Annotated in this window: 12 protein-coding genes; 2 read left to right on the top strand and 10 right to left on the bottom strand. The window is 46.4% G+C overall.

Annotation, left to right across the window (positions count from 1 at the left end; translation table 11 throughout):
• The first annotated feature begins 3 nt into the window (after positions 1 to 3).
• A complete protein-coding gene (locus FM037_RS12735) occupies positions 4 to 2076 on the top strand; it encodes an alpha-amylase family protein (protein WP_144046308.1) in 2073 nt (690 codons plus the stop codon).
• Between the two features lie 132 nt (positions 2077 to 2208).
• Here the strand turns inward: FM037_RS12735 and FM037_RS12730 are convergent, their stop codons facing one another.
• Positions 2209 to 3555 carry a DEAD/DEAH box helicase gene (locus tag FM037_RS12730; RefSeq protein WP_144046307.1) on the bottom strand — a complete coding sequence of 449 codons (1347 nt, stop codon included), beginning with the start codon at positions 3553 to 3555 and terminating at the stop codon, positions 2209 to 2211.
• Between the two features lie 231 nt (positions 3556 to 3786).
• Positions 3787 to 5037, bottom strand: a complete 1251-nt coding sequence (locus FM037_RS12725) for an MFS transporter (RefSeq protein WP_144046306.1) — start codon at positions 5035 to 5037, stop codon at positions 3787 to 3789.
• A 97-nt stretch (positions 5038 to 5134) separates the two neighbouring features.
• On the opposite strand from FM037_RS12725, the gene FM037_RS12720 reads away from it, so the two are divergent.
• On the top strand, positions 5135 to 5914 hold the full coding sequence (locus tag FM037_RS12720) for an AraC family transcriptional regulator (protein ID WP_144048934.1): 780 nt from the start codon (positions 5135 to 5137) through the stop codon (positions 5912 to 5914).
• Between the two features lie 127 nt (positions 5915 to 6041).
• Here FM037_RS12720 and purU read toward each other — a convergent pair whose 3' ends face one another.
• The 8 genes from purU to glyA all read right to left on the bottom strand — a co-directional run bounded on the left by purU (position 6042) and on the right by glyA (position 13619).
• Positions 6042 to 6908, bottom strand: coding sequence for a formyltetrahydrofolate deformylase (purU, locus tag FM037_RS12715; protein ID WP_144046305.1), 867 nt, complete (start codon positions 6906 to 6908; stop codon positions 6042 to 6044).
• Positions 6909 to 6993: 85 nt separating this feature from the next.
• Entirely contained in the window at positions 6994 to 7704 is a 711-nt protein-coding gene (locus FM037_RS12710; protein WP_229381175.1) for a sarcosine oxidase subunit gamma, read from the bottom strand.
• Positions 7697 to 10057: a glycine cleavage T C-terminal barrel domain-containing protein gene (locus tag FM037_RS12705; protein ID WP_229381174.1), complete on the bottom strand. Its 2361-nt coding sequence runs from the start codon at positions 10055 to 10057 to the stop codon at positions 7697 to 7699. The genes FM037_RS12710 and FM037_RS12705 overlap by 8 nt, the downstream gene beginning before the upstream one ends.
• Positions 10033 to 10719 carry a 2Fe-2S iron-sulfur cluster-binding protein gene (locus FM037_RS29430; RefSeq protein ID WP_229381173.1) on the bottom strand — a complete coding sequence of 229 codons (687 nt, stop codon included), beginning with the start codon at positions 10717 to 10719 and terminating at the stop codon, positions 10033 to 10035. Before FM037_RS29430 ends, FM037_RS12705 begins: the two co-directional genes overlap by 25 nt.
• On the bottom strand, positions 10716 to 11030 hold the full coding sequence (locus FM037_RS12700; RefSeq protein WP_144046304.1) for a sarcosine oxidase subunit delta: 315 nt from the start codon (positions 11028 to 11030) through the stop codon (positions 10716 to 10718). The genes FM037_RS29430 and FM037_RS12700 overlap by 4 nt, the downstream gene beginning before the upstream one ends.
• Before the next feature lie 13 nt (positions 11031 to 11043).
• On the bottom strand, positions 11044 to 12063 hold the full coding sequence (locus tag FM037_RS12695; RefSeq protein WP_456114961.1) for a sarcosine oxidase subunit beta family protein: 1020 nt from the start codon (positions 12061 to 12063) through the stop codon (positions 11044 to 11046).
• Positions 12006 to 12296, bottom strand: a complete 291-nt coding sequence (locus FM037_RS30540) for an FAD-dependent oxidoreductase (RefSeq protein ID WP_456114956.1) — start codon at positions 12294 to 12296, stop codon at positions 12006 to 12008. Before FM037_RS30540 ends, FM037_RS12695 begins: the two co-directional genes overlap by 58 nt.
• Before the next feature lie 57 nt (positions 12297 to 12353).
• The gene (gene glyA / locus FM037_RS12690) at positions 12354 to 13619 is read right to left on the bottom strand and encodes a serine hydroxymethyltransferase (RefSeq protein WP_144046303.1); all 1266 of its coding nucleotides are present in this window, start codon (positions 13617 to 13619) and stop codon (positions 12354 to 12356) included.
• Positions 13620 to 13749: the final 130 nt, after the last annotated feature.

Here is a 13749-nt window from a genome sequence, read left to right as displayed (position 1 = left end):
CCTATGAGAATAATCAGTAAAAACCAGACATCGGCATCGATATTCGCTCAATCATGGCCAAAAACCAGCAAAAGTTTCATTCTAGTCACTCTGTTTTGTGCGTACCAATCAGCCACTGCCGGAGTCCCTGTTCAGGCATTAAGCGACGAAATACCAAACAGCAAGCATATCGATCAATCCACTAAGCCTGTTGTCTACCAAGTTTTCACCCGATTATTTGGTAACAAGAACAGCAACAATCAGCCTTGGGGCACGATTGAAGAAAACGGCGTGGGGAAATTCAGTGACTTCGATGATATCGCCCTTAAGAGCATTCAATCTTTAGGTGTCACCCACATCTGGTACACGGGCGTGCCGCATCATGCCTTGATCCGTGACTACAGCTTATACGGCATAAGTAATGACGATCCCGATGTGGTCAAGGGCCGGGCGGGGTCGCCCTACGCGGTGAAAGACTACTATAACGTCAATCCGGATCTCGCCGATAATCCCGCTAATCGATTAAATGAATTCAAAGCCCTTATCGAGCGCACTCATCAACATGGCATCAAGGTGATCATAGATATCGTGCCCAATCATGTGGCACGCCGTTATGAGTCCACCTCGATGCTGGCAGGTATAGAAAATTTCGGCGCACTTGACAACACACAAGTCGAATACGCCAAAAACAATCACTTCTATTATGTCAGTGACGCCTCATTTCAAGTACCAGACCTAGGTAACAGCAAGCCACTTGGCGGTGAGACACATCCACTCAATGATGGTCAATTTGATGAGTTCCCCGCAAAATGGACCGGCAATGGCTCACGTTTAGCCAAACCCGATGCCAATGACTGGTATGAAACCGTGAAGATCAATTACGGCGTCAAGCCTGATGGATCCCACGACTTCCCTACTCTGCCCAAAGAATATGCCAAGCAGGATGTCTCTGCTCACTACCTGTTCTGGCAAAGCATAGATGAAGCGCAGCTGCCTGATTCTTGGGTCAAGTTCAAACAGATAACAGATTTTTGGTTAAGTATAGGGGTAGATGGTTTTCGCTACGACATGGCGGAGATGGTCCCGGTGGAGTTTTGGAGTTACCTCAACAGCAATATTAAACAGATAAATCCTGATGCCTTCTTACTGGCAGAAGTTTATAACCCGGCACTGTTTCGTGACTATATTCATCTGGGAAAGATGGACTATCTCTACGATAAGGTCGATCTGTATGACACCCTCAAAGCCATCATTCAAGGGAAGAAATCGACATCAGCCATTGAGACAGATAGGCTAAAAGTCGCAGATATCGCGTCCCATATGCTGCACTTTTTGGAAAATCATGATGAGCAACGAATATCCAGCCCAGAATTTGCCGGCGATCCTTTCGCCGCCCTGCCCGCCATGGTGGTGTCAGCCAGCATAAGCAAGGCGCCGACGCTCATCTATTTTGGCCAAGAAGTCGGAGAAGATGGCAGCGAGAACCCGGGCTTTGGTGCGCCTTCCCGTACCAGCATCTTCGATTATATCGGCGTGCCGGCACATCAGCGCTTTATGAATGATGGTAAGTTCGATGGCGGACAGTCAACCAGGAGTGAGCTAGCACTCAGGAATTATTACGCCCGCCTGTTAAACCTTAGCCACACGGCCCCCGCCTTGCTGGGTGAATACTATGATTTAGATACAGTAAATCGTGCTCATAGGAGCGAACATCTCAGTCAAGCCCATAGGCAAGCGAATCAAATGGGTCAATCAGACTCTGGCTCTAAATCAGATTATGATGAGATGACGTTCGCCTTCGCCCGTTTCAGTCAAGAGCAGCAGTTAATGATTGTCAGTAACTTCTCTCGTTCACAAGGCAAAGCGTTTACACTCAAGCTACCTGCAGACTTGATCGCTCAGTGGCAAGTCAAACCCGGTCATTACCCTTTGAAAGATTTGCTTGCAGAGCCGTTAAATCAGCCGCTAAAAAGACTCAAAACCCACGCTCTTGTGATTGATGACACAGGCTCTGGGTCGATAGGCATTAAGCTTAAACCGTTAGAATCTAAGATATTGTCGCTACGTCCTGAATCATATCAATGGCATAATGAATAGGCCAAAAATACAAACCTAAAAAGGCAGGTGAATTCACCCACCTTGCTGTTTCATTCGAGCTTTTATTCGAAAAAATCTCGATGAAGTTTAGCGTTCGCTAACTGGATTCTTGATTCTTGGCATGGATATGGGCTATCGACCCCAGGGATTAAGCGGCAACTTGTTATCGGCTGAACTCTCTTTTTTGTCAGTTTGTTTAAGTGTCGATGACCTGCCTGAGCTGTGAGTCGACGCGCTGGATTTCGATGCCGTGCGCTTATCTTTTGGCTTAACCCGGTTATCTTTTGAATCATCTCTAGCCGGCTTATTCTTAGGCACGAAATTTAACACTGAGACAGGTACTTCTTTACGTGGCTCAAACCCTTCAACCACTTTTCTTTCGATCAAGTGATCTAAACGCTTTTCAATCATGCACAGATTCTTGAAATCATCTTTAGACACCAAAGATATCGCCTCACCGGCGGCGCCCGCGCGTCCGGTACGACCGATACGATGCACGTACTCATCGGCAGGATAAGGTAAGTCATAGTTGATCACTAACGGCAGCTCATCGATATCTATGCCTCGAGCGGAGATCCCGGTAGAGATAAGAAACTGTATCTTACCCGACTTGAAATCCGCCAAGATCTGCTCTCGAATGGCCTGAGCACGACCACTGTGGATGCACTCGGCTTGAATGCCCCGTTTCTCAAGCTGAGTCACGAGCTTAGCCGCGCCGTGTTTAGTTTCGATAAAAATAAGCGCCTGCTGCCAGCTTTTTTCTTTGATCAGATGGCTCAATAACGCCGACTTCTTATCTTTATCCACCGTCACTAACCACTGATCAATATTGGGCTTACCCTCACTTTTCTTAGTGACGGAGAGCTGGATGGCATTAGGAATGGTCTCTTTGGCAAGTTCCCTGACCTGACGCGATAAGGTCGCCGAGAACAAGAGGTTTTGCCTGTCTACCGGCAAGGTATCTATGATCTTAGTGATATCTTCGATAAAGCCCATATCCAGCATTCTGTCGGCTTCATCGAGCACTAACATTTCGATTTCATCGAAATGAATAGATCTTTGGGTATACAAATCCCTCAAGCGACCCGGAGTGGCAACGACTATGTCTATGCCTTCGATCAAAGCCTGTTTCTGCGGCTCGTAATCAACGCCGCCATATACCGCTAAAGCCTTAAGGTTAAGGTACTTGCCATAAGCCTCTATGCTGTTGCAGACCTGAACCGCGAGCTCCCTTGTGGGAGTGAGAATAAGTGCACGAACACGTTTCTTACGTTGGGTTTCCCCTTTTGCCAACATCTCAAGCATAGGCAATACAAACGTGGCTGTCTTACCGCTGCCCGTCTGAGCCGCCGCGATCAAGTTCTTGCCTTTTAAGGCCAGCGGGATCGCTTCGGCTTGAATTGGCGTTGGCGATGAATAGCCCAGCTCGGCCAGGGATGTTAAAATCGGATCGCTTAATCCAAGATTGGAGAATGACATTTTGGGTCTCAACATAATAACGAGTAAATAACTGTTTAAGCCTTAGATCACATTAGCTAACACAAGGCGCTTAATATGAAACACTCAACATAAGCACTCAAAAGAAAGTAATTGCTCAATAGGAAAATGCGGCAAAACAGAGAAGTGAGCTCATTATAACAGGGCCGGGCCGATAACTTGAAGCGCCATCGGCGTAAAATGACCAATCCCCCTTAAAAATTCCACATCTGTCTAGACCACTCCAGCATCGGCGACTTTCATGGTGATACTCGGCTTATGTTCAATAATACGATCCCGCCCAGCCAAAAAGCCGCACACACTGCACAGCACACAAGCTATCGCACACAGAATTAAGGGTAAGCTCCAGCTCCCCGTCGTATCATGCACAGAACCGATGAGAATAGGCCCCGTTGCCGCCAGCAGATAACCCACACACTGCGCCATGCCAGATAATGCGGCCGCCTGATGTGTATGGTGAGTGCGGTGGCTGATACAGGATAAGCCGACGATGAAGCCTGCTCCCCCACCAAAACCAAACACCAATACCCACACGGTGGCAAATTGTGGCAGTAACAAGAGGCCCAAGATGCCGGTTAAGGCGATAAGTGCAGTGCCGAAGGCGAGCAGGCTCTGATTTTTTAACTTGCCCATGATAGGAATGAGCGCGATAGCCGGAAGCGCTGTCGCCAGTTGCAGCAAACCCGCGTTAAACCCAGCCTCAACCTCAGAGTAGCCTGCATCCATCAGCATGCTGGGCAACCAACCTATGATGATATAGGTCACGAATGAATTTAACCCCAGAAAAAATGTCAATTGCCAGGCCAAGGGAGAACGCCAGACATAGCTATGGGAATCGAGTCTGGCAGTATTTTTTTCAGGAGCAGTACGCTCCCGCATCTGAGGCAACCAAAACAGGATTGAAAGTATGGGGAACAAGATCACACTAACCAGAGCAAAGGCCCAATCAGGCATAAATGAGATGCTTAAATGCTCGGCAAGATTCGACATGGGTACCGCCACAGCCGAGCTAATCGCCGACCCTATTCCCATGGTAAGTACATAGACAGCCGTGAGTGTCGCCACTCTGGTGGGAAAGTCACGTTTGAGCAGACTGGGCAAGAGCACATTGGCAATGGCAATGCCGGCTCCAATGACAAAAGTGCCGAACAAGAGTGCACTGGTCGAGCCTAGCGCCCGCACTATGATCCCAACGAGAATAAGGACGAGCGCCGTCATAAGCGCACGCTCTAATCCTATTTTGTGACCAATTTTAGAGGATAATGGCGACATAAACGCGAACGCGAGCAAGGGCAAGGTCGTGAGCAAGCCCGCTTGAGTTGCGGTTAAATCCAGAGAGCTGCGGATCGAGTCCAGCAAGGGGGCCACGCTGGTGATGGGGCCACGTAAGTTAGCCGCAATAAGTAAGATACCCAGAATAAGAAAAATCGATTTAGTGGCCAAGGTTTGATGTTCTTTGGTCATGAAGCGCTCCAACAAGAAGAATATCGCTACTCTAGCCTTTAAACCAACAGCCGAATTGAGCTATATTGACATTTTATTGCTAAATACTGACAAACCTATGTCGACAGATGCATTATTCCCCGAATTTGACTCGGACCAATACCCACAAAAGGTGGTCTCTTTGAAGCTAAGAGGCGGAGACAGGGAATGTGAGACCCCCTTCCACCGTCACAGAAAGGGACAGCTAGTGCTGGCGACTCATGGTCATGTGACTTGCAACATCGACGACGGGATCTGGATGGTGCCGACTCATTGCGCGGTGTGGATCCCAAGTCTGGTCCCCCACAGCAACAGGATATCGCCGGATGCACAGGTCTGCATGCTGTTTATCGACCCTCAATTACCCAACTTGCCCCAAAAGAGCTGTACCCTGTCCATCTCTCCGCTGGTAAGAGAGTTGATCTTACACTTAACCAGCTTGCCACAGGACTACGGACCCAAGAGTGCTACGGCTAAGCTTGTCGATGTGCTGATGCATGAGCTAGTCAAAATGCCTACAGAGCAATTTGATTTCCCCATACCTAAGGAGCCAAGACTCAATAAAATTGCCCAAGACTTGATTGCACAGCCCGACAATAGGGAAACAATTGGCCAGTGGGCGGCGAAATTTGCCATGAGTGAGAGAACATTGGCGCGTCTGGTTAAACAAGAAATCGGCGTCACCTTCGGCCGCTGGCGAGGTCAGCTGCATATCGTCATCGCCCTGCAGAAACTGTCATCGGGATATTCGGTACAAAGGGTATCTGAAGATTTGGGCTATGAGTCAGTTAGCGCCTTCATCACTTTTTTCAAGAAAACCTTAGGCCGACCGCCAAAGCAATATATAAGTCAGTATTAGGTGTACAATGACAAATGTGCAAAAATAGAACACATATCATAAGCGCTACATAAAAAGACTAATATCCCATTTTATTTGTCCGAATAAATCGATTAAACTTCCGTCGGCAGATCGATTAAATATAAATTTAATCAGCAAAAACAACGGTTCGGTTGCCACATAAAAACACCCGTTTCTCGATATGATATTTAATCGCTCTGGCTAATGTCTGACTTTCTATATCTTGCCCCTTTGCGACCAGATCTTCCGGATAGTGACTATGACCAACAGCCTGAACACCTTGAGTAATAATAGGTCCTTCATCGAGATCGTCATTAACATAATGAGCGGTTGCCCCAACCAGTTTCACCCCTTTATCCCACGCTTGATGATAAGGTTTAGCGCCTTTAAAACCAGGTAGCAGAGAATGATGGATATTAATGGCTTTACCGCTGAGCTTGGAGCACATATCGGCAGATAAAACCTGCATATAACGAGCAAGCACAACCAGTTCACAAGCGTATTGCTGCACAACTTCCAGTACTTGCTTTTCTTGCTGAGGTTTAGTCTCAGCCGTAATAGGTAGATGGTAATAATCGATACCATGCCATTCGGCTAAGGCTTTCAAATCAGGATGATTAGAAATAATAACCGCAATATCAATAGGTAATGCATTCGTTCTATATCGATATAGTAAATCATTTAAACAATGGTCATATTTTGAAACCATGATCGCCACACGAGTTTTATGATTTGGCTCTGTTAACGACCAGGTCATATCAAACTTATGAGCCCGCGCTTGAAATGTTTGCTCAAAGACATCAGGGGTGAATTCTTCATTGAGTGGACGAAATTGGACACGAATGCAGAAAAGATTAAGTTCACGATCATCAAATGATTGTATGTCCACAATGTAGCAACTATTCTCAGCAAGAAAGCGAGTAACAACATCGACAGTGCCAAGACAACTTGGACACTGGGCGGTTAATATCCAAGTGTTTTCATTATTTCCCACGATTATATCTCTTTAATTAAGCCTGAAACGATGAACTTTGGTTCAATTTTGAACCAAAGTTCCCAACAAAAATGTCAACCAAACACTAGGCGCTGACCTCTACTCCATATTCTTTTGAAGCATCCGTTAACCACTGCCACACATAGGCAGCAAAGCTTCTTCGAACCGTCAACTCCCAACTTTCAGGCCCAGTACGACGAATAATCACCTGTGTTTTGGCAAATACCGTCGTCACCACTTTCCCTACTGGGAAATTACGCTCATGAACATCATAGGGCGTAGATTTATGCAATACTTTCAATGCATTCGCCCCAGATAAGCTCAATACAATCTGCCCGCCAGAAACATTCACCACCGCACAGTGGCCGTCGACCATGAGACGTAATCGACGTTCCATTTCAAAAGCTTGAGTGATAGGGAAAATAACTAACCATTCATCGGGTGAAATCCAACTTATTGATAATTCATCTTTCGTTTCACTTTGTAACGCACTCGGCAATGGTACTCCTAACACGGTTTCTATCGCTGCTGAAAACTGTTTGTTTTGACTATTTCCTCTTAACACTAAGTGGCCTAAAAATGCTAACTCTTTTAGATGAACACTTAGGTTTGGTCGCTGACTAGCCTGCGATATCTCCTTGAATAAAGGGCTAACGGCTTGCACACCTTCAATAGAAAGTTGCTGCATTTCTAATATCTTAGACAATATCGAGGTGGGAGCATCCACTTTCGGTGTATCCGGTGTAACGACTCGAGCTAATTCTGACTTTTCAATCACACTTTCAACATCAGACATTTTGTCGATCTCCTTTAGGATCCAAGAAAACAGGGCTGCATATTTCTGCCTCAATAACTCGACCATCAGCTTGAGGGTAATAAACAGTCTCGCCCATACGGTCAAGACCCCCAATGATCACTCCCATTGCAATACTGCGCTGTAAACATTCACTGTAGTAGCTTGAAGTGACATGACCCAACATAGTCATAGGAATCCCTTGATGGGGATCGGCAACGGCCTGTGAACCTTCAGGTATGACCACATTCGCATCTTTGGTCTTTAATCCAACAAGTTGTTTACGGCCCGATCGTAAACAATCCTCACGATTCATCCCCCGTTTACCAATATAGCTAAATGGTTTCTTATTGCTGACACACCAACCCATCCCCAGATCCATAGGAGTAACTGAACCGTCAGTATCCTGACCGACAATAATAAAGCCTTTTTCAGCCCGTAAGACATGCATGGTTTCGGTGCCGTAGGGGGTCAAATTATATTTTTTACCCTGGGCCTGCAGTGCTTGCCATACCTCCAAGCCATAATTTGCCTGAACATTAATTTCATAAGAAAGTTCACCCGTAAATGAGATACGAAATATACGGGCTGGCACGCCAGCGACTGTCCCTTGTCGCCAATCCATGAATTTGAAGTTATCACGGTCTAAATCAATATCATGACAAACTTCCGCTAATAGCTTACGAGCATTAGGGCCTGAAATCGTCATCGTGGACCACTGATCCGTTACGGTATTAAAATAGACTTCAAGTTCAGGCCATTCAGTTTGATGATACAACTCTAACCAGCTTAAAACACGGGCTGCACCACCAGTTGTCGTTGTCATAATAAAATGATTTTCAGCTAGGCATGACGTCACACCATCATCAAATATCATCCCATCTTCACCACACATCAAACCATATCGACATTTACCTACCGCAAGTTTGGCCCATGCATTGGTATACACTCGAGATATAAACTCACGGGCATCTTGACCTTGAATGTCGATTTTACCTAGCGTCGATGCATCTAAAATACCGACACTTTCACGTGTTGCCTTACATTCACGTTTAACGGCATCTAACATTGATTCCCCTTGTTTGGGGTAATACCAAGCACGTTTCCACAAGCCTACATCTTCAAACAAGGCACCATGCTCAACATGCCATTGCTGCATCGGGGTATAACGCTTTGGATCAAACAGGTCATTACAGTTACGTCCAGCAATCGCGCCGAAAGTAACCGGGGTATAGTTAGGCCTAAAAATAGTCGTACCAGTTTCAGGTATCGACTTGTTCATGCATTTTGCAGCAATCGCCATACCATTAATATTACCCAGCTTACCTTGATCAGTGCCAAACCCCATTGCGGTATAACGTTTAATATGTTCTATGGACTCAAACCCTTCACGTGTCGCTAACTCTATACCAGCCGCAGTGACATCAGTCTGGTAGTCGACAAATTGCTTAGGCGCTCGACTAGTTGCAAGCGTATGAGGGATATGAAACAGAGGCATTGTTGCTTCTTCTGTGAGTCGTTCAACAGTGGGGATTTCGTGATTGCCTACATCAGTGAAGCCCGATTTTATTGCCGCTTCTTGCCCGGCACTAAAGCCTTCTTGTAAACATTTACTCAGGCTATAAGTCCCCTTAATGGCACCAGCAGTCAGTTGCTGCTGAATCGTGTCACCGGGTACAAACCCAAGCACATCCTCTTTCCACTGCGGGCGACTGCCAGTATGACAAGAAAGGTGCACCGCCGGGCTCCATCCGCCAGAGCTCGCGATAGTGTCACACTTGATTGTCTTTGCTTCACCTACCACTCGAGTACCGTCTAGATTGATGCAGGCAACTAACACCGCCGACACTCTTTTACTGCCTTTAACCTCAATAACCGCACTGCCCGTTATGACATTCAAGCCTCGAAGATGCGCTTGCTGTACTTTTTCACCTTGAGGCTGACTGCGAGTATCGACAATGGCAACCACATCTCGACCACTGTCTTGCCAATCGAAAGCGGCTTGATACGCATTATCGTTCGTCGTCATTAACACTAACTGCTTACCCGGTACCACGCCATATTGATTAATATACGTCGATACTGCTGAGGCTTGCATGCACCCGGGAACGTCATTGTTACCGAAAACTAAAGTTCGCTCATGAGCACCAGTTGCCAGTACGACCCATTTAGCACGAATTCGATACAGGCGTTGACGGATCTGGCCACCAGGTGCTTTATCAGCAATATGATCGGTACAACGTTGATGAATAGTGAGGAAGTTATGATCGTGATAGCCATTCACTGTGGCACGTGGAAGCATCAATACATCACGATATTGTCTGAGCTCAGTTAACGTTTCCTCCACCCACTCCATTGCAGGTCGACCATTGATGAGTTCACGGCTGAATAATAATGCCCCCCCATTTTCGCTTGTTCATCAGCGAAAATAACGCGAGCGCCGCTGCGTGCTGCACTTAACGCTGCCGCTAAACCTGCCGGACCAGCACCCACAATCAGCACATCTGTGTGTTGATTGAAATTATCATAAATATCAGGATCGGCTTGAGTTGGAGAGCGTCCGATCCCCGCGGCTTTACGAATATATTTCTCGTAGGTTCGCCACATCGTTTGGGGGTACATGAAGGTTTTGTAATAAAAACCTGGAGGCATCATTTTTCCGCCCACTTTACCCAATAAGCCCATCATATCGAAATCAGAGCTTGGCCAACCTTTGGCAGAATGACAGACTAACCCATCAAAGAGTTCTTGCTGCGTCGCTCGAACATTAGGCACCTGAGTCGCTTCGCTAGCCCCCATTTGTAAAATGGCATTGGGTTCTTCACTGCCTGCAGCAACAATGCCTCGAGGCCGGCTATATTTAAAACTACGGCCAACGATGTCAACCCCATTCGCGAGTAATGCAGAGGCCAGCGTATCACCATCAAACCCTTGATAAGTTTTACCATTGTAACTGAAGTTCAATGGTTTGCTGCGATCTATGCATCCCCCAGAATAAACCCGATTTGTCTGACTCATACTTCACTCCTCTCTCTATCCGAGGCTTTTTCAGCAACAATTTGGGGCAGTTCACCCATCTTATAGACTTCTTTAATTTGGTAACTCTGAGTATCTCGGGTCACATTAAAATACTTCCTACACCCCGCAGTATGAGACCACATCTCATGGTGCAGTCCACGAGGATTTTTCCGAAAATACAAATAATCACCCCACTCCACGTCGCTACAATTATCAGGGTCTAGTGGACGGCTGATATGCGCTTGACCTGCGGCGTGAAATTCTTCTTCCTCACGATGTTCCTGGCAATAAGGACAATAAATATAAAACATCTTTTCCCCTCCTTTAGTGAGCGACGCCGGCAGCACCATGTTCATCAATCAAAGCCCCATTGTGGAAACGGGATAAAGAAAATGGCTCGGCTAACGTATTGGCTTTCCCTTTCGCTAGCAGATCGGCAAAGACATGACCTGAGCCTGGCGTGGCTTTAAACCCGCCCGTGCCCCAGCCGCAATTAAAGAATAGATTTTCAACCGGGGTCGCTGAAATGATGGGACATGCATCCGGGCAAGTATCAACTATGCCTCCCCATTGACGGTTCATTCTGACACGGCTAAACATTGGGAATAGCTCCAAAATGGCCTGAACAGTATGTTCTATGGTGTGATAGGCCCCGCGCTGGCCATAACCGTTATAGCCATCAATACCAGCACCGATAACCAAGTCACCTTTATCTGATTGAGAAATATAGCCGTGCACTTGGTTAGACATCACCACAGTGTCTAAAATAGGCTTAATCGGCTCCGACACCAACGCCTGGAGTGGGTGCGACTCAATAGGCAGCTCAAAACCCGCCATTTTAGCTAATACACTGGAATTACCGGCAACCACACACCCCACACGATCAGCTTTGATCACACCATGCTGCTTAGTATTAACCCCCACAGCTGCGCCATCCTCGGTGATGATATCAATCACTTCACATTGCTGAATTAAATCCACGCCCAAGGCATCGGCTGCACGTGCATAGCCCCATGCAACGGCATCATGACGAGCAACACCTGCTCTAGGCTGCCAAGAGGCGCCCAATATCGGATAACGAGTATCGGTACCGCAGTTCATCATAGGCACAATTTCCTGTACCTGCTGGGTGTCCAATACTTCCCCGTCAATACCGTTTAATCGATTGGCATTAACCCGGCGCTCAATATCTCGCATGTCTTGCAAAGTGTGGCCTAAATTCAAGACCCCACGCTGGGAGAACATCACGTTATAGTTCAAATCTTGAGATAACCCCTCCCACAACTTCATCGCATGTTCATACAAGTGTGCTGATTCATCCCAAAGATAATTAGAGCGAACAATCGTCGTATTTCTCGCTGTGTTACCGCCCCCAAATACCCTTTTTCAAGCACAGCAATATTGGTAATACCGTGAACACTTGCCAAATAATAAGCCGTCGCAAGACCATGACCACCACCACCAACAATCACCACATCATACTTTTTCTTTGGCTGGGGGTTACGCCAAACCCGTTGCCAGTTTTCATGATGACTTAGAGCATGTGTTACCAGCCCAAAACCAGAATACTTTTCCATTCCAAAGCCCTTTCAATATTTGGCTATATAGCCGTTAAATATGAGATAGCGATAACATCACTGATCACGGTAGACCGGATAGTCACCACAAAGCAGGCTTACTTTATTCTTCACCTCTGCGATCACTGTACTGACATCTTCAGTTTGCAGAGCATCCAATATATCCGCTATCCAAGTAGACAACTGACGACACTCTTCTTCTTTAAAACCTCGAGTTGTGATTGCAGGTGAACCAATACGAAGTCCTGAAGTAACAAAGGGAGATTGGGGATCATTAGGTACCGCATTTTTATTTACCGTAATTGAAGCCTGGCCCAGAGCCGCATCAGCCTCTTTGCCTGTGAGGCCCTGTTTAATGAGACTCAGAAGGAATAAATGATTACGGGTACCACCAGAAACCACATCATAGCCACGTTCAATCAATGTGCGAGCCATCACATCGGCATTACGAACAACCTGAGCTTGATAGTACGCAAATTCAGGAAGCAACGCTTCTTTGAATGCCACAGCCTTAGCCGCAATAACATGCATTAAAGGCCCACCTTGAACACCAGGAAAAACGGCCGAATTGAGCTTCTTCTCTAACTCAGGATGATTTAGGCTCAGAATTAAGCCACCACGAGGCCCACGTAGGGTTTTATGAGTTGTTGATGTGACGACATGAGCATGTGGTAAAGGATTTGGATATTGATCAGCAGCAACAAGGCCTGCAACATGGGCCATATCGACAAAAAGATAGGCCCCGACTTCATCGGCTATTTGACGAAAGCGAGCCCAGTCGATGATTTGAGAGTAAGCTGAAAATCCGGCAATGATCATTTTGGGCTGATGTTGGTGAGCCAAAGCAGTCACTTCATCGTAATCAATTTCGCCAGCTTCATTGATACCGTACTGAACTGCATTGTAAGATTTTCCAGAAAAGCTCACATGGGAACCATGGGTTAAGTGCCCACCATGAGCCAAACTCATGCCTAATACTGTATCTCCGGGTTCAACTAATGCCATAAATACTGCGGCATTGGCCTGAGAACCTGAATGCGGTTGCACGTTGGCATAATCAGCGCCAAAGAGTTCTTTCGCCCGCTCGATGGCTAATGCTTCTATTTCATCAACATGCTCACATCCACCATAATAACGACGTCCAGGGTAACCTTCGGCATATTTATTTGTCAGTGATGTTCCTTGTGCTTCCATCACCATTGGACTGGCATAGTTTTCAGAAGCAATAAGTTCGATGTGCGCTTCTTGGCGTACATTTTCTTTTTGAATGGCTTTATCAACCACGGCATCGAACTCTTTAATCTTAATACTATAATTAAACATTAAATTCACCTTTGTACTTGTACTCGTCATCAACAGCGATGACTTGCATGACATAGATGAGACAATACTCGTAATTAAAAACTCCTTATTGCTTTTAAGCGGCCACTTATTGTCGATTGACGACAAATGG

Origin of the sequence: Shewanella psychropiezotolerans (assembly GCF_007197555.1) — a bacterium.
Taxonomy (GTDB): Bacteria; Pseudomonadota; Gammaproteobacteria; order Enterobacterales; family Shewanellaceae; genus Shewanella; species Shewanella psychropiezotolerans.
Note: the sequence above shows the minus strand (reverse complement) of the source record. Positions and strands in the feature narration are given on the sequence as shown.